The organism is Caenispirillum salinarum, from assembly GCF_044803115.1.
GTDB classification, from domain to species: domain Bacteria; phylum Pseudomonadota; class Alphaproteobacteria; order Rhodospirillales; family Rhodospirillaceae; genus Caenispirillum; species Caenispirillum salinarum_A.
The window spans coordinates 4,648,197-4,663,383 of sequence record NZ_CP085224.1 but is presented as its reverse complement, the minus strand read 5'-3'; the positions used below and the strand labels follow the sequence as shown (position 1 = coordinate 4,663,383).

Annotated in this window: 16 protein-coding genes; 7 read left to right on the top strand and 9 right to left on the bottom strand. The window is 68.4% G+C overall.

Annotated features, from left to right (window positions below; translation table 11 throughout):
- Positions 1 to 13: 13 nt before the first annotated feature.
- From LG334_RS21595 to LG334_RS21580, 4 genes are all read right to left on the bottom strand, one after another.
- Entirely contained in the window at positions 14 to 883 is an 870-nt protein-coding gene (locus LG334_RS21595) for a 3-hydroxybutyryl-CoA dehydrogenase (RefSeq protein ID WP_404381388.1), read from the bottom strand.
- A gap of 79 nt (positions 884 to 962) precedes the next feature.
- The gene (locus tag LG334_RS21590; RefSeq protein WP_404381386.1) at positions 963 to 1,916 is read right to left on the bottom strand and encodes an electron transfer flavoprotein subunit alpha/FixB family protein; all 954 of its coding nucleotides are present in this window, start codon (positions 1,914 to 1,916) and stop codon (positions 963 to 965) included.
- On the bottom strand, positions 1,916 to 2,665 hold the full coding sequence (locus LG334_RS21585) for an electron transfer flavoprotein subunit beta/FixA family protein (protein ID WP_404381384.1): 750 nt from the start codon (positions 2,663 to 2,665) through the stop codon (positions 1,916 to 1,918). Before LG334_RS21585 ends, LG334_RS21590 begins: the two co-directional genes overlap by 1 nt.
- A gap of 179 nt (positions 2,666 to 2,844) precedes the next feature.
- Complete coding sequence (locus LG334_RS21580; protein WP_404381382.1) at positions 2,845 to 3,426, bottom strand: cob(I)yrinic acid a,c-diamide adenosyltransferase; 582 nt, start codon at positions 3,424 to 3,426, stop codon at positions 2,845 to 2,847.
- A gap of 162 nt (positions 3,427 to 3,588) precedes the next feature.
- Between LG334_RS21580 and lptG the strand changes: the two genes are divergently transcribed.
- The 4 genes from lptG to LG334_RS21560 are packed head-to-tail and all read left to right on the top strand — an operon-like array spanning position 3,589 to position 8,368.
- Positions 3,589 to 4,698, top strand: coding sequence for an LPS export ABC transporter permease LptG (lptG, locus tag LG334_RS21575; RefSeq protein ID WP_404381380.1), 1,110 nt, complete (start codon positions 3,589 to 3,591; stop codon positions 4,696 to 4,698).
- Between the two features lie 10 nt (positions 4,699 to 4,708).
- On the top strand, positions 4,709 to 6,253 hold the full coding sequence (locus tag LG334_RS21570; protein ID WP_404381378.1) for an ArnT family glycosyltransferase: 1,545 nt from the start codon (positions 4,709 to 4,711) through the stop codon (positions 6,251 to 6,253).
- Positions 6,250 to 6,933 (top strand): phosphatase PAP2 family protein, encoded by a 684-nt coding sequence (locus LG334_RS21565; RefSeq protein WP_404381376.1) that lies wholly within the window; start codon positions 6,250 to 6,252, stop codon positions 6,931 to 6,933. Before LG334_RS21570 ends, LG334_RS21565 begins: the two co-directional genes overlap by 4 nt.
- A gap of 13 nt (positions 6,934 to 6,946) precedes the next feature.
- Complete coding sequence (locus LG334_RS21560) at positions 6,947 to 8,368, top strand: amidase (protein ID WP_404381374.1); 1,422 nt, start codon at positions 6,947 to 6,949, stop codon at positions 8,366 to 8,368.
- Positions 8,369 to 8,448: 80 nt separating this feature from the next.
- Here the strand turns inward: LG334_RS21560 and LG334_RS21555 are convergent, their stop codons facing one another.
- Both LG334_RS21555 and purD read right to left on the bottom strand, forming a co-directional pair.
- Positions 8,449 to 9,009, bottom strand: a complete 561-nt coding sequence (locus LG334_RS21555; protein ID WP_404381372.1) for a DNA-binding protein — start codon at positions 9,007 to 9,009, stop codon at positions 8,449 to 8,451.
- Positions 9,010 to 9,389: 380 nt separating this feature from the next.
- A complete protein-coding gene (gene purD, locus LG334_RS21550; RefSeq protein ID WP_404381370.1) occupies positions 9,390 to 10,664 on the bottom strand; it encodes a phosphoribosylamine--glycine ligase in 1,275 nt (424 codons plus the stop codon).
- Between the two features lie 63 nt (positions 10,665 to 10,727).
- On the opposite strand from purD, the gene xseA reads away from it, so the two are divergent.
- From xseA to LG334_RS21535, 3 genes are all read left to right on the top strand, one after another.
- Positions 10,728 to 12,401 carry an exodeoxyribonuclease VII large subunit gene (gene xseA, locus LG334_RS21545; protein ID WP_404381368.1) on the top strand — a complete coding sequence of 558 codons (1,674 nt, stop codon included), beginning with the start codon at positions 10,728 to 10,730 and terminating at the stop codon, positions 12,399 to 12,401.
- A complete protein-coding gene (locus tag LG334_RS21540) occupies positions 12,401 to 13,231 on the top strand; it encodes a M23 family metallopeptidase (protein ID WP_404381366.1) in 831 nt (276 codons plus the stop codon). Before xseA ends, LG334_RS21540 begins: the two co-directional genes overlap by 1 nt.
- Positions 13,232 to 13,488: 257 nt before the next feature.
- Positions 13,489 to 13,824 carry a DUF1801 domain-containing protein gene (locus LG334_RS21535; RefSeq protein ID WP_404381364.1) on the top strand — a complete coding sequence of 112 codons (336 nt, stop codon included), beginning with the start codon at positions 13,489 to 13,491 and terminating at the stop codon, positions 13,822 to 13,824.
- Here LG334_RS21535 and LG334_RS21530 read toward each other — a convergent pair.
- From LG334_RS21530 to pgsA, 3 genes are read right to left on the bottom strand one after another with little or no spacing between them, the layout of a single operon-like run.
- Positions 13,821 to 14,288, bottom strand: a complete 468-nt coding sequence (locus LG334_RS21530) for a molybdenum cofactor biosynthesis protein MoaE (RefSeq protein WP_404381362.1) — start codon at positions 14,286 to 14,288, stop codon at positions 13,821 to 13,823. The genes LG334_RS21535 and LG334_RS21530 overlap by 4 nt on opposite strands.
- Positions 14,289 to 14,292: 4 nt before the next feature.
- Positions 14,293 to 14,547, bottom strand: coding sequence for a molybdopterin converting factor subunit 1 (moaD, locus tag LG334_RS21525; RefSeq protein ID WP_404381360.1), 255 nt, complete (start codon positions 14,545 to 14,547; stop codon positions 14,293 to 14,295).
- Entirely contained in the window at positions 14,544 to 15,155 is a 612-nt protein-coding gene (gene pgsA / locus LG334_RS21520; RefSeq protein ID WP_404381358.1) for a CDP-diacylglycerol--glycerol-3-phosphate 3-phosphatidyltransferase, read from the bottom strand. Before pgsA ends, moaD begins: the two co-directional genes overlap by 4 nt.
- Between the last annotated feature and the right edge of the window lie 32 nt (positions 15,156 to 15,187).

Sequence of the window (15,187 nt, the reverse complement as noted above, 5' to 3'; positions counted from 1 at the left end):
CGATGGTGACCCTTTAGCGGGTCGGCACCGGCGTTTCGCCCGCGTAGTCGTAGAAGCCCTTGCCGGTCTTGCGACCCAGCCAGCCGGCCTCGACGTACTTCACGAGCAGCGGGCAGGGGCGGTACTTGGTGTCCGCCAGGCCGTCGTGCAGCACGTGCATCACCGCCAGGCACACGTCCAGGCCGATGAAGTCCGCCAGTTCCAGCGGGCCCATCGGGTGGTTGGCGCCCAGCTTCATCGCCGTGTCGATGGCCTCCACCGAACCCACGCCCTCATAGAGGGTGTAGACGGCTTCGTTGATCATCGGCAGCAGGATGCGGTTGACGATGAAGGCCGGGAAATCCTCGGCGTTCACCGGCTGCTTGTTCAGCGACTCGGTGAACGTGCGGATTTCGGCAAAGGTGCTCTCGTCGGTCGCGATGCCGCGGATCAGCTCCACCAGCTGCATGACCGGCACGGGGTTCATGAAGTGCATGCCCATGAACTTGCCGGGACGGTCGGTGGTGGCGCCCAGGCGCGTGACCGAGATCGACGAGGTGTTGGTGCACAGAATCGCTTCCGGCTTCAGCGACGGGCAGACCTTGGCGAAGATCTCCTTCTTCACGGCCTCGTCCTCGGTCGCCGCCTCGATGACGACGTCGCAGGTCGAGAACTCGAAGTCGGTGCCGGTGGCGATGCGGTCCAGCGTGGCTTGCCGGTCCGCATCGCTGATCTTGCCCTTCTTGAGCTGGCGGTCGAGGTTCTTCCCGATGACGCCCAGAGCCTTCTCGAGTTGAGCGGGGTTGATGTCCACGAGCTGGACGTCGTAACCGTTCAGGGCGCACACGTGGGCGATGCCGTTACCCATCTGGCCGGCGCCGATAACGCCGATCTTCTTGATCATGAAACTGGCCTTTCCTTGGCTGGCAATGCTGTACGACCCAGAGAAGCCTCTACGCTCGCGCTTTTTGCTTTGCAGTGACTTATTTGACCTTGTCGATTTCCTGCTCCAGCTCCGGCAGGGCCTGGAACAGGTCAGCGACGAGGCCGTAGTCGGCGACCTGGAAGATGGGCGCTTCCTCGTCCTTGTTGATGGCGACGATCACCTTGGAGTCCTTCATGCCAGCAAGGTGCTGGATGGCCCCCGAGATGCCCACCGCGATGTACAGTTCCGGCGCGACGACCTTGCCGGTCTGGCCGACCTGGTAGTCGTTGGGCACGAAGCCGGCGTCGACGGCGGCGCGCGAGGCACCGACGGCGGCACCCAGCTTGTCGGCCAGCGCCTCGATGTGCTTGAAGTTCTCGCCCGAGCCCATGCCGCGGCCGCCGGAGACGACGATCTTGGCGCTGGTCAGCTCGGGGCGCTCGGACTTCGAGAGTTCCTGGCCGACGAAGCTGGAGACGGCCGGATCATCGCCCGCGCTCGCGTCCTCGACGGGAGCCGAGCCGCCCTCGGGGGCCGCGCCGTCGAAGTTGGTGCCGCGCACGGTCACGATCTTGATCGCGTCCTTGGACTGCACGGTGGCCATGGCGTTGCCGGCGTAGATGGGGCGGACGAAGGTGTCCTGCTCCAGCACTTCGGAAATCTCGGAAATCTGCGCCACGTCCAGCAGCGCGGCGACGCGCGGCATGACGTTCTTGCCGAAGGTATCGGCCGGCGCCAGGATGTGGCTGTAGCCCTCGGCCATGCCCTTGATCAGCAGCGACAGGGGCTCGGCCAGCGGGTGGGCGTAGGTTTCCGCGTCCACCTTCAGCACCTTGGCGACGCCGTCGATCTTGGCGGCGGCCTCGGCGGCGGGGCCGATGTCCTTGCCGGCGACCAGCAGGTGGATGTCGCCGGCGCCCTTGTCGGACAACTGCTTGGCGGCGGTGACGGTCGGGTAGACGCTCGAGCGCAGGGCGCCCTCGAAAACTTCGCCGATGACGAGAATGCTCATCAGATCACCTTCGCTTCGTTCTTCAGCTTGTCGACCAGGGTGGCGACGTCGGGCACCTTGATGCCGCCCTTGCGCGCGGCGGGCTCCTCGACCTTGAGGGTCGTGAGGCGCGGCGCGACGTCAACGCCCAGATCGGACGGCGAGAGCGTCTCGATCGGCTTCTTTTTCGCCTTCATGATGTTGGGCAGCGACGCATAGCGCGGCTGGTTCAGGCGCAGGTCGGTGGTGACCACGGCCGGCATCTTCAGCTTGACCGTCTCCAGGCCGCCGTCGATCTCGCGGGTGACCTGCACCGAGCCGTCCGCCAGTTCCACCTTCGAGGCGAAGGTGCCCTGCGGCCAGCCCATCAGGGCGGCGAGCATCTGGCCGGTCTGGTTGCTGTCGTCGTCGATGGCCTGCTTGCCGAGGACCACCAGGTCCGGCTGCTCTTTTTCCACCACCGACTTCAGCAGCTTGGCGACCGCCAGCGGCTGCAGTTCCTCGTCGGTCTGGACGAGGACGCCACGGTCCGCGCCCATGGCGAGCGCGGTGCGGAGGGTCTCCTGGCTTTGCTGAACGCCCATGCTGACGGCCACGACCTCGGTCGCCGTGCCGGCCTCTTTCAGGCGCACGGCTTCTTCGACTGCAATTTCGTCGAAGGGGTTCATGGACATCTTGACGTTGGACGTTTCAACGCCGGACTGGTCTGCTTTGACGCGGATCTTGACGTTGTAGTCGACGACCCGCTTGACGGCGACGAGAACCTTCATGGATTTCCTGTCTCAGCGGTTGCGTTCGGTCTTTCTCCCCCGACGGGGCATAACGGCCGGACTATGACACGTTTCGGCCCGTCGTCGCGCGCTACGCGCAACCTTTTGTTTGCGGCGCAAAATAAAGTGTCTGGAATTTCGTGTCAATCACGGCCAGGTTCGATTTTCATTTGTTACGATCAACGGTTGCCGCCGGGCACCCACAGCACATCGCCCGGCCCCTGCGCATTCAGGTATCGGGCCATGACGAAAAGGTGGTCCGACAGGCGATTCATATAGCGGATCGCCTCGGGATTCACGCCCTCCGCCTCGGCCAGGGCGGTCATCACGCGCTCGGCGCGGCGGGCCACGGTGCGGCCCAGGTGCAGGTGCGCCGCCGCCGGATCGCCGCCCGGCAGCACGAAGCTTTTCAGCGGCTCCAGGTCGGCGTTCATGGAGTCGATTTCCGCCTCCAGGCGCTCCACCTGGCCCGATTCGATGCGCAGGGCCATCTTTTCGGCCTCGGGATCGGCGGCCTCTTCGGGCAGGGGAATGCACAGGTCGGCGCCCAGGTCGAACAGGTCGTTCTGGATGCGCATGAGCATCTGGTCGGCGGTCGAACCGGCGGTGTGCAGCCGCGCCAGGCCGATGACGGCGTTCACTTCATCGACGGTGCCGTAGGCGTCGACACGCAGATCGTGCTTGGGGACGCGCTTGCCATCGCCCAGCGACGTCTTGCCTTTGTCGCCGCCACGGGTGTAGATGCGCGTGAGTTGAACCATGTGACCCTGCTCCCCATACTCCGGTGCGGCTTGGTGTTGCGGTTGCCGCGCTGCACAAAAATGCCCGGCCGGGGCGGCGGGATGCCTCCGGCGGTTTCGCGGGCGCGATTGCGCGGCTAGAATGCGCCGTCGCGTCCGGCCATGCAAAGGACAATCGGTCTCGTGTTGCGGATCTATCCGACTCTCTCGCGCTACGTGACGCGGAACTTCCTGATGGCGTTCCTGGGAACGCTGCTGGTGATCGCCGGGTTGATCCTGCTGTTCGACCTGATCGAGCTATTGCGCCGCGCCGCCGACACGGGCACGCCGGCCGCGACGCTGGTCATGATGGCGCTGCTGAAGCTGCCCAACATGATCCAGACGGTGCTGCCCTTCGTGGTGCTGATCGGCGGGATGGTGGCGTTCTGGCGGCTGTCGCGCACGTCCGAACTGGTGATCCTGCGCGCCGCCGGCGTCTCTGCCTGGCAGTTCCTGGCGCCCATCCTGGTGGCGACGATGCTGATCGGCGCCTTTCAGGTGACGGTCGTCAATCCCGTCGGCGCCAAGCTGTTCGCCCGCTACCAGGCCATGGAGCAGGAGTTCGTCGAGCAGGACCCGGACGGCACGCTGGAACTGAGCGGCGGCGGCCTGTGGCTGCGCGAGGCCGGCCCCGGCGAGCGCACCGCCGTCATGCGCGCCGAATTCGTCCGGCAGGACAACTACACCCTGCACATGAGCGGCGTCTCGGTGTTCGAGATGAAGGGCGAGGACGACTTCATCCGCCGCATCGAGGCGAGGAGCGCCGAACTGGCCGACCAGGAGTTCGCGCTGAAGGACGTGTGGGTGATGGCGCCGGGCCTGCCCAGCGAGCACCTGGAGAGCATGACGCTGCCGACCACGCTGACCATCGGCCGCATCCAGGAAAAGTTCGCCCAGCCGGAAAGCGTGTCGTTCTGGGAACTGCCCGAGTTCATCCGCTTCTTCGAGGCCGCCGGATTCTCGGCCCACCGTCACACCCTGTACTGGCACACCCTGCTGGCCTCGCCGGTGCTGCTGGCGGCCATGGTGCTGGTGGCGGCGGTGTTCACCATCAATCCCAACCTGCGCTCCGGCAAGCTGATGATGCGCGTCCTGGGCGGCGTGATCGCGGGGTTCGCGCTGTACTTCTACAGCAAGGTCACTTATGCCCTGGGATTGTCCGAAACGTTGCCCCTGGTGCTGGCGGCGTGGTCGCCGGCGGCGGTGACGCTGCTGCTGGGCGTGGCATCCCTGTTCCATCTCGAGGACGGTTAGAGCTTCCTCCATGTCCCCCCGATTCCTTTCGCAATCGTCCGGCTCCGGGTCCGCGCCAGGCGCCGCCGGTCCGCCCGGCGGCGCCGCGCTGTTCGGTCCTACCGTCGTCACCCTGCTTCTGGGCGCCATCACGGTGTGGCGCGTCATGGCGCTGGCGGCGCTGGACATCAACCTGTCCTTCGACGAGGCGCAGTACTGGCTGTGGGCGCAGAACCCGGACTTCGGGTACTTCTCCAAGCCGCCCATGGTCGCCTGGGCCATCGCCGCGACGACGGCCGTCTGCGGCGACGGCGAGGTCTGCGTCAAGCTGGGCGCCCCGCTGGCCCATTTCGGAACCGCGCTGGCGCTCTACCACGTGGGGCGGCGGCTGTTCGACGACGACCGGATCGGGTTCTGGGCGGCGCTCGGCTATGTGCTGATGCCCGGCGTGTCGTTCTCGTCGCTGGTCATCACCACCGACCCCTTCCTGCTGCTGTTCTGGGCGCTGGCCCTGCTGGCGCTGGTGCGCGTGATGGAGGCGCCCGAGCAGTCGCTGCCCTGGTGGCTGGCGCTGGGTGTCTTTGTCGGGCTTGGCATGATGTCCAAGTACGCCATGCTGTTCTTCGTCGCCTCGATGGCTATCAGCATGGCGTGGGTGCCGGCCTTGCGGGGCGAGGCGCGCAAGGCCGGGCCGTGGCTGGCGCTGCTGGTCGCCGCGGCGCTCTATGCGCCCAACGTGTGGTGGAACTGGTCCAACGACTTCGTCTCCTACGCCCACACCCAGAGCAACGCCAACCTGGGCAACGAGCTGTTCAATCTGGACGAACTGGGCGAGTTCCTGGGCAGCCAGTTCGGCGTGTTCGGGCCGGTGTTCTTCGGCGTGCTGCTGTGGGTCGTCTTCGCCCGCTGGCGGTCGGCCGCCGCCGATCCGCGCTTTCGCCTGCTGCTGGCCTTTACGCTTCCCGTCCTCGCCTTCATGACCTTCCAGGGCCTGTTGAGCCGCGCCAACGCCAACTGGGCGGCGACCGCCTATGTGGCGGGATCGGTGCTGGTGCCGGCCTGGCTGCTGACGCGGGAAAAGGCGTGGCTGCTGAAGACCGGCGTCGCCATTCATCTGGCGGCGGCGCTGGTGCTCTACAACTTCGGCGTGCTTGCGCCGCTGGCCGGCATCGAGCCGGGCGACAAGATGGATCCCATGAAGCGCGTGCGCGGCTGGGATGCCCTGGGCCAGTCCCTGTCGGATCTGCGCCTGGCCGCGCCGGACGCCCGCCTGCTGTTCGACGAGCGCAAGGCCATGGCGACGCTGGTCTACTATGTGCGGCCCTATCCGTTCCAGGCGAAGATGTGGGCGCCCTACGACTACCCGGGCAACCACTATCAGCTTGAAATGCCGCTTGAATCCGGCGACGAGGGACCCTTCCTCTACGTCACGGAGCAGGACAATCCGGCGCACATTACCGGCCGCTTCGCGCAGGCGGAGCAGGTGTCCGTGCTGCGGGTGGCGCTGTCGGAGGATTACGCCGTGCGCCTCAACGTCTGGCGCCTGGACGGCTTCAAGGGGTACGGGGAATCGTGATCGAGAGGGTTCTGGAATCGCTGGGCGCTTCGTTCCGCCGCCACTGGGCGGCGTGGCTGCTGGCGTTGACGTGGTTTTTCCTGCTGTTTCCGGGGCTGGACCTGTGGGTCAGCGGCCTGTTCTACGAGCCCGGCGGGGGATGGGTGCACGGCCGCGGCTGGTTCGCCGAGTTCGTGCGCAAGGGCCTGCCGACGGTCATGATCGGCGCACTGCTGTTCGTCATCTTCCTGTGGGGCGCCGGGTTGATCTACCGCCAGAAATTCCTGGGCATCGACGGGCGGGTGACGGGTTTTCTGGTCTCATCGCTGGTGATCGGCCCGGGGCTGATCGTCAATGCCCTGCTCAAGGACAACTGGGGACGCGGCCGGCCCAACGACATGGCCGTGTTCGGCGGCGATTTTCCCTATGCGCCGCCGGGCATGATCGTGGACCAGTGCGTGTCCAACTGCTCCTTCACCTCGGGGCACGGGGCGCTGGGCTTCTGGGCCGTGGCCTTCGCCTTCCTGGTGCCCAAGCGCCACCGGGCCGAGGCGGTGGCGCTGGCGCTGGCATTCGGCCTGATGGTCAGCTTCGTGCGCATCGTGCAGGGCGGCCACTTCCTGTCGGATACCATCTGGTCGGCGGTGATCGTGCTGACGGTGACCTGGGCCCTGCACCGCCTGATCCTGGGGAAGCGCTAACCGGAGTGCCGCCATGAGCGACGACCTGATCCGCCTGACCGCCGTGGAGGCCGTGCGAAGCCTGCGTGCGGGCAAGGTCTCGCCGCTGGAGTTGGTGGAGGCCGCGCTGGCCCGCATCGCCGCCGTCGACCCTTTGGTCAACGCCCTGCCGACGCTCTGTCCCGACCGCGCCCGCGCCGCCGCCCGCCGCGCCATGGACGGGCGGGGCGACGTCACGGCGCCGGGCTGGCTGGCGGGCCTGCCGCTGGTGGTCAAGGACCTGACGGACGTGACGGGCGTGCGTACCACCTACGGCTCGCCGCTTTTCGCCGACAATGTCCCGCACCGCACGGACGCCTGCGTGGGGGCCCTTGAAGCCCGCGACGGCGTGGTGCTGGGCAAGTCCAACACGCCCGAGTGGGGCGCGGGGGCCAACACCTTCAACGACGTCTTCGGCGTCACGCGCAACCCCTGGAACACGGCGATGACTTGCGGCGGATCGTCGGGCGGCTCGGCGGTGGCGCTGGCCACCGGCATGGCGTGGCTGGCGACCGGCTCCGACCTCGGCGGGTCCTTGCGCACGCCGGCGTCCTTCTGCGGCGTCGTCGGCCTGCGCCCGAGCCCCGGCCGCGTGCCGCGCGGCCCGGCGCGGGAGCCCTGGGGGACGCTGTGGGTGGAAGGCCCCATGGCGCGCACCGTCGCCGACGTGGCCTTGATGCTGGACGCCTTCGCCCGCCCCGACGTGCGCGACCCCATCGCGCTGGAGCCGCCCGCCGCGCCCTTCCTCGCCAGCGCCGAACGGCCGAGCCTGCCGCGCCGCGTCGCCTGGTCGCCGGACCTGGGCCTCGGGCCGGTGGACCCGGAAGTGGCCGACATCTGCGCCCGCGCCGTTCGCCGCTACGAGGACGCCGGGGCGGTGGTGGAGGAGGTGCGGCTTGACCTGTCGGCGGCGCGGGAGGCGTTCCAGACCCTGCGCGCGGCCAGCTTCGCCACCACCATGGGGCCGCTGCTCGACCACAAGCGCGACCGGCTCAAGCCCGAGGTGGTGTGGAACATCGAGAAGGGCCGGGCGCTCACCATGGCCGACATCGCCCGCGCCGAGTGCCTGCGCGCCAAGGTGTTCGAAAAGGTTTCGGGTGTGCTGGCGGATTTCGACCTGCTCGCCTGCCCGACCGCCATCGTCCCGCCCTTCCCGGTGGAACAGCGCTGGGTGGAGGAGGTGAACGGTGTCCGCTTCGACAATTACGTGGACTGGCTTGCGATCACCTTCGCCATCACCCTGACCAGCTGCCCGGCGCTGAGCCTGCCGGCGGGGCGGACGGCGTCCGGGCTGCCGGTGGGCGTGCAGCTTGTCGGCCGCCCGCGCGGAGAGGCCGCGCTGCTGGGGCATTCGGCGTTGCTGGAGGGGATGCTGGGCGAGCGGTTTAGGGTGCCGGTGGAGCCGGTGAGCAGCTGACGGATGCGGGGGACCTCGGTCCCCCGCGCCCCCTGATCGGGAAGCACAGCTTCTCGAACCCTTCGGTCTTTTGGGGCTGTTTAGCCGTGGGCGGCGCGCGGAGGCTCCCACGAATCCTCTTGCTCAGGCAGGGGAGGGAGGGACTCCAGGCGGTGGCGCGTAAGGTCCAGGTTGATGCGCATGGCTTCGCGGGCCACCTCCAGCGTCTCACGCGGGATGCGCAAGGGCGTGTTCGCCACCAGCCACGGCCCGATCTCCGCCAGATGCCAGAGCGCTGGATTGCCCAGATGCGCCGGGCTCGGCATGTCGGGCGCGTTCTTCTCCAGGTGCTTGCGCACGTTCTGGCGCGAGCATTCCGCCATGAAGGAGATATCGCTAACGCTGACGAGGTCGGGGTCGACGCTTTCTAGCCGGGCGCCGCGCGCGCCGGTCTGAACATCACGAATCGCAGTGGCGACGGCCTCAGAAGCCGATTCAGCTCTCCGCGAAAACGTAGCGCCGAGACTGCCGCGCCGCCCGCAGCCTATCAAGGCATCGTCGCACCCTGCTTCGAAGAGTGGGTCCAGCAAATCTTCCGGATCTTGCGCCGGATCGGGCAAGGAGAAGCAGAGGTCAAACCTGTACGTGGGATGGTCTGTCATTGCTTGTGTCCCCGAGCGTGAATGCAGCCGTCGACCCAGCGACGAATATCCCGCGCGTGGCCGACCGAATCGCGAGGCGTGCTCCAGACGGAGTTGCCGCAGAATATGCCGCGCCGGCATTGTGGATCATTCTCAGGACACAGGAGCATGCCCCACGCGTGCCCCTTCGCTGGCCTCAGTCGCCAGCCATGCGCCAGGGCGTGTTCCACCGCCGCCCGGATGTCCTTGTTCGGGTGCTTCCCGCGCGTCATCCATCGTCCCCCAAGGATGGTTCCGGAGCGCGCGGTTGTCAATTGACAACCGATGTTGAGCGCCCGCAAGGATCATCCCTGGTGAGCGGTCTTCATACAAGTTGAAGTTGAAAATCCGGCCCGGTGGCCTCAGCGCCCCACCGCGCGCCACCCGATGTCCCGGCGGCAGAAGCCCTGCGGCCAGTCCAGCGCGTCTACGGCCTCATAGGCCCGCGCCTGGGCCTGCTCCACGTCCCGTCCCGTGGCGGTGACGCCGAGCACGCGGCCGCCGGTGGCGACCACCTTGCCGTCCTTTTCCGCCGTGCCGGCGTGGAAGACGGTTACGCCCTCCACCGCTCCGGCTTCCGCAAGGCCGCCGATGACGGTGCCCTTTTCGTACGATCCGGGATAGCCGTTGGCGGCCATCACCACCACCAGCGCCGCCTGGTCCTTCCAGCGCAGCGGGCCGACATCCGCCAGCCGGCCGTCGGCAGCGGCCTTCAGCACGGGCAGGAGGTCGGAGTCCAGGCGCATCATCAGTACCTGGCATTCCGGGTCGCCGAAGCGGACGTTGTATTCCAGGACCTTGGGGCCCTTCTCATCGATCATCAGGCCGCAGAACAGGATGCCCGTGTAGGGCCGGCCGTCCTTCGCCATGCCTTCGACGGTGGGGATGATGCATTCCCGCATGATCCGCTCTTCCATCTCGGGCGTGACCACCGGCGCCGGGGAATAGGCGCCCATGCCGCCGGTGTTGGGGCCGGTGTCGCCCTCGCCGACGGCCTTGTGATCCTGCGCGGCACCCAGCGGGATCACCTGCGTGCCGGAGACCAGCGCGAAGAAGCTGGCTTCCTCGCCGTTCAGGAATTCCTCGATCACCACTTCATCGCCGGCCGAGCCGAAGATCTTGTCGCCCATCATCTGGTCGACCGCTTGCAGCGCCTCGTCCTCGGTCTGGCAGAGGATGACGCCCTTGCCGGCGGCCAGGCCATCGGTCTTGACCACGATGGGCGCGCCCTTCTCGCGGATGAAGCTTTTCGCGGCCTCAATGTCGGTGAAGCGGCCGTACCAGGCGGTGGGCACGTTGTGGCGGGCCAGCACGTCCTTCATCACGCCCTTGGAGCCCTCAAGCTCGGCGGCCATGCGCGAGGGGCCGAAGGCGCTGATGCCGGCGGCGCGCAAGCTGTCCACCAGCCCGGCGACCAGCGGTGCTTCCGGCCCGACCACCACCAGATCCATGCCGTTGTCGACGGCCCAGGTGGTGAGGCCCTGCACGTCCTCCGCCTTCACGGGCACGCAGGTGGCGACGCTGGCGATGCCGGCGTTGCCCGGCGCGCAGTAGAGCGCCTCGCACTGCTTCGACTGCGCGATCTTCCAGCACAGCGCGTGTTCCCGTCCGCCGGCGCCCACCACCAGAACCTTCATCGCCCGCCGTCTCCCTGTCGATCGGTGATTCACTGGGGCCGCGTTTTAGCATAAGTTCGGGCCATGACGAGCCCCAAAACCCCCGGCGCTGGCCCCGGCGGCCCGGCCACCAACGTTCCGGAATATTCGGTCAGCGAGCTGTCGCAGGCGCTGAAGCGCACCGTCGAGGACAGCTACGGCCGGGTGCGCGTGCGCGGCGAGATCAGCCAGCCCAAGGTGGCGGCGTCGGGCCACTGCTACATGCGGCTGAAGGACGACCAGGCGGTGCTGGACGGCATCATCTGGCGCACCAGCATGAGCCGCCTGACGTTGCGGCCGGAAGAGGGGCTGGAGGTCATCGCGGTCGGCCGGCTGACCACCTATCCCGGCCGCTCGTCCTATCAGATCGTCATCGAGTCGCTGGAACTGGCCGGCGAGGGCGCCCTGCTGAAGATGCTGGAGGAGCGCCGCAAGCGCCTTGCCGCCGAGGGGCTGTTCGCGCCCGAACGCAAGCGGCCGATCCCGTATCTTCCGCGCGTCATCGGCGTGGTGACCTCGCCCACCGGGTCGGTGATCCGCGACATCCTCCACCGCATCGCCGACCGCTTCCCGCGCCATGTGCTGGTCTGGCCCGTGGCCGTACAGGGCGATGTGGCGGCCGACCAGGTGACCAACGCCATCAACGGCTTCAATGCCCTGCCCATGGACGGTTCCGGCCCGGTGCCGAGGCCCGACGTGCTGATCGTCGCGCGCGGCGGCGGCTCGCTGGAGGACCTGATGGCCTTCAACGAGGAAATGGTCGTCCGCGCCGCCGCCGCCAGCCACATCCCGCTGATCTCGGCCGTCGGGCACGAGACGGATACAACGCTCATCGACTACGCCAGCGACCTGCGCGCGCCGACGCCCACGGGTGCGGCGGAAAAGGCCGTGCCGGTGCGGCTCGACCTGCTGGCCCAGGTGCGCGATACCGAAAGCCGGCTGGACGGCGCGGTCTCCCGCCTGCTGGAGGAACGGCGGGTGCGGGTGGAGGCCTGCGCGCGCGGCCTGCCCGACCTGCCGCGCGTGGTGGAGGATTTCGCCCAGCGCCTGGACGACCGGGCGGAACGCCTCGCCAACGCCCCGCGCGGCCTGTTCGACGGCCTGGACGGGCGGGTGCGCGAGGCGGTGGCGAAGCTGCGCGGCCCGCGTGAGTTGATGGACATGGCGGTGCACCGGGTGGAGGTCGCCGGCCGCTCCATGGATCAATGCATGCGCCAGCGCCTGAGCGAGCGCGAGCAGGCGCTCCTCCACGCCGGCGCCCGCCTGCGGCCCGAACCCCTGCGCGCCGACATCGACCGGGCGGGGAAGGAGGTCACGCGCCTCGGCCGGAGCTTGCGCGAGGACATGGACCGCCTCATGCGAGGCTGGGACGATGCGCTCAAGCGCGAGGATCGGATGCTGGAAAGCTGCTCGCACAAGCGCGTGCTCAACCGGGGCTTCGCGCTGGTCCGCGACGCCGAGGGCCGCGTGGTGGAGGATCCGACGGGCACCGCGCCGGGCGCCGTGTGGTCGCTGGAGTTCCGTCACGACAAGCGCGCCGAGGTCAGCGTGCGCGGCGAGGGGGCGGCCGAGCCTCCGCCGCCGTCGGAAAAGGCCAGGCCGGAGCCCGATCCGGCACCGGAGGCCGCGGAGGAGAAAACCCGCCTGCGCCCCCGCAAGGCGCAGAAGCCCGCCGCGCCGGAGCCTGTATTCAACGGTCGCCAGGGGAGCCTGTTCTGATGCGCCGCCTAATCGCTGCCGCCTTCGCCGCGCTGCTGTTCGTCGCGCCGGCCAATGCCGCCGAACTGACCGGCCCGGTGGAGCAGGGCGCGCTTGTTTTCGGGCGCACCCTGCCAGGCACGTCCGTGACGCTGGACGGCCAGCCGGTGCGGGTGGACGAGGCCGGCCGCTTCGTCATCGGCTTCGGTCGCGATGCCGAGCCCTCTGTGGAGTTGGTGGAGATCGGACCGGACGGTGGTCGCGTGGTGACGCCGCTGACGGTGGGCGCGCGGGAGTGGGACGTGCAGCGCATCGACGGCCTGCCGCCCAAGAAGGTCACGCCGGACCCCGACGTCATCGCCCGCATCCGCGCCGAATCCGCCGCCATCGCCGAGGTCCGCGCGGTGGACCGGGCGTCGGACGACGTCTTCGCCGGCTGGGTGCATCCGGTCCAGGGCGAGACGGTGGTCTCGGGCGTCTTCGGCAGCCAGCGCATCCTGAACGGCGAGCCCCGCAGCCCCCACTCCGGCACCGACTACGCGGCGGAAACCGGCCGCCCGGTGCTGGCGGCGGGGCCGGGGGTGGTCTCGCTGGTGCATGACGGCATGTTCTTCACCGGCCAGACCCTGATGATCGACCATGGCCACGGCGTGCAATCCGTCTACGCCCACCTGAGCCGCATGGACGTGGCAGAGGGCGACGTGGTGGCGGCGGGCCAGAAGGTCGGCGAGGTCGGCGCCACCGGCCGCGCGACCGGCCCGCACCTGCATTTCGGCGTCAGCTGGTTCGGAAACAAGCTGGACCCGCAGACGGTGCTGGGGGTGGTGGGCGCCGATCGGCAGGATGGGTGAGAAGGGCTACCTCCGGCAAGGGCGGCTTGCAGTGTCTCGCACGGTGTCTGCCAGCGGATGTAGAAGCCTGCTTTCGAAGGACTGACCGGCAGATAACTTGTTGCCTTCCCGCAAAAAAGAGTATCGTCCACGCGGCGATAGCCGGGGGTCCTCATCCGGTATATGCCGCCCGCTCGGCGGCAGCCGAAGCCTCTTTCCGTCCCGCGCGATTGCCAGTACCATCCATGGCGCACCGCCACCCAGCAGGAGCGTCGCCTATGGACTTCGCCACGGCCGAACAGATCGGCGCCATGATCGAGGAGATCGTTGCCGCCGTCGCGCCCTCTGCCAAGGGGCGGGCCATGTATGGCGGGCGGGTGTTCGAGATGGAGGCGGGGAACCCCAGGACCCTTTTCGCCGGCTTCTTCGTCTACGACGGCCACGCCAGCGTGGAGTTCTCCCACGGGGCGCGGTTCGAGGACCCGGCCGGGCATCTGGAGGGGAAGGGGAAGCACCGGCGGCATGTGAATCTGCGCGCGCCAGAGGACGTCCAGGCGAAGGGCGTCGCGGGGTTCGTGGCGCAGGCGGTCAAGCTGGCGACGGAGCCGGCCTAGCCTTCCTCGCCCCACCGCGCCGCCGCCGCGTCGTCGCTTTCCCGCGCGTCGACCCAGCGGCCGCCGTCGGGGGTCTCTTCCAGTTTCCAGAAGGGAGCCTTGGTCTTCAGCCAGTCCATGAGGAAGGCGCAGGCGTCGAACGCCGCCTGGCGGTGGCTGCTGGCGGTCAGGACGAGCACGATGCGCTCGCCCGGTTCCATGCGGCCGTGGCGGTGGATGACCAGCACGTCGTGCAGCGGCCAGCGCGTCTTCGCCTCGGCCTCGATGGCTTCCAACTGGCGTTCCGTCATGCCGGGGTAGTGTTCCAGGGTCATGGCGGAGACCGCACCTTCCCCCTCGGCCGTCTTGTCGGCGCGGACCAGGCCGACGAAGCTCGCCACGGCCCCCACCGACGTATCGCCGGCGCAGAAGGCGGCCATTTCGGCGCCCACGTCGAAATCCTCGCGCTGGACCCGCACCGCCATGGCGTCAGCCTCCCGTCACCGGGGGGAAGAAGGCGACCTCGTCGCGCGGACCCACGGCCGTATCCATCTTCGCGTAGTCCTGGTTGACGGCGAACCGCAGGCGGTCGGTGTCGGCGAAGGCCTTTTCGTGGCCGGGCGACAGGGCCTTCAGCCAGGCGATCAGGTCGCCGACGGTCCTCACCTGGTCCTCGGGCGGGGTGACGGTTTCCGATGCATGGCCCACCTGGTCGCGCAGCCAGGCGAAATACAGGATCTTCATTCTCCGGCCTCCTCGGCCTCGGTCAGTTGAGCGGCCTCCTCGGCGGCGCGGCGGTCGCTTTCCTTCATGTGGTAGAGGCCGTGGGTCAGGTAGTCCCAGCCCGTGACGATGGTCATCACGGCCGCCACCCACAGCGCGATCTCGCCCAGCAGGACGGCGGGAATGCCCCAGGGCGCGGACTCGCCCAGGATCAGCAGCGTCAGGGCGACAAGCTGGAAGGTGGTCTTCCACTTCGCCAGCTTGGTCACCGGCACGCTGACCTGGATTTCCGCCAGGAACTCCCGCAGGCCCGACACCAGGATCTCGCGGCAGAGGATCACGGCGGCGGGCAGGTAGCTCCAGGTGGTCATGGTGTCGAAGCCCACCAGCAGCAGCAGCACGGCGGCCACCAGCAGCTTGTCGGCGATGGGGTCGAGGAAGCGCCCCAGCGCGCTGACCTGGTTCCAGCGCCGGGCCAGGAAGCCGTCGAACCAATCCGTCACGGCGGCGGCGACGAACAGGCCGCAGGCGATCCAGCGCGCCAGGTCTCCGGGCACGTAGAACAGGCCGATCACCACCGGAATCACCAGGATCCGGGACAGGGTGAGGATGTTCGGCAAGGTGTACACGGGTCGGCCCTTCCTGGTGTCGACGGTCGGTT

What these genes read in the sequence shown, in the direction of transcription:
- LG334_RS21560 (WP_404381374.1), top strand. Translation starts at nt 6,947, where the DNA reads ATGAGCGACGACCTGATCCGCCTGACCGCCGTGGAGGCCGTGCGAAGC.
- LG334_RS21555 (WP_404381372.1), bottom strand. Translation starts at nt 9,009, where the DNA reads ATGACAGACCATCCCACGTACAGGTTTGACCTCTGCTTCTCCTTGCCC.
- LG334_RS21585 (WP_404381384.1), bottom strand. Translation starts at nt 2,665, where the DNA reads ATGAAGGTTCTCGTCGCCGTCAAGCGGGTCGTCGACTACAACGTCAAG.
- xseA (WP_404381368.1), top strand. Translation starts at nt 10,728, where the DNA reads ATGACGAGCCCCAAAACCCCCGGCGCTGGCCCCGGCGGCCCGGCCACC.
- LG334_RS21595 (WP_404381388.1), bottom strand. Translation starts at nt 883, where the DNA reads ATGATCAAGAAGATCGGCGTTATCGGCGCCGGCCAGATGGGTAACGGC.
- LG334_RS21535 (WP_404381364.1), top strand. Translation starts at nt 13,489, where the DNA reads ATGGACTTCGCCACGGCCGAACAGATCGGCGCCATGATCGAGGAGATC.
- LG334_RS21570 (WP_404381378.1), top strand. Translation starts at nt 4,709, where the DNA reads ATGTCCCCCCGATTCCTTTCGCAATCGTCCGGCTCCGGGTCCGCGCCA.
- LG334_RS21540 (WP_404381366.1), top strand. Translation starts at nt 12,401, where the DNA reads ATGCGCCGCCTAATCGCTGCCGCCTTCGCCGCGCTGCTGTTCGTCGCG.
- purD (WP_404381370.1), bottom strand. Translation starts at nt 10,664, where the DNA reads ATGAAGGTTCTGGTGGTGGGCGCCGGCGGACGGGAACACGCGCTGTGC.
- LG334_RS21590 (WP_404381386.1), bottom strand. Translation starts at nt 1,916, where the DNA reads ATGAGCATTCTCGTCATCGGCGAAGTTTTCGAGGGCGCCCTGCGCTCG.
- LG334_RS21580 (WP_404381382.1), bottom strand. Translation starts at nt 3,426, where the DNA reads ATGGTTCAACTCACGCGCATCTACACCCGTGGCGGCGACAAAGGCAAG.
- LG334_RS21530 (WP_404381362.1), bottom strand. Translation starts at nt 14,288, where the DNA reads ATGGCGGTGCGGGTCCAGCGCGAGGATTTCGACGTGGGCGCCGAAATG.
- moaD (WP_404381360.1), bottom strand. Translation starts at nt 14,547, where the DNA reads ATGAAGATCCTGTATTTCGCCTGGCTGCGCGACCAGGTGGGCCATGCA.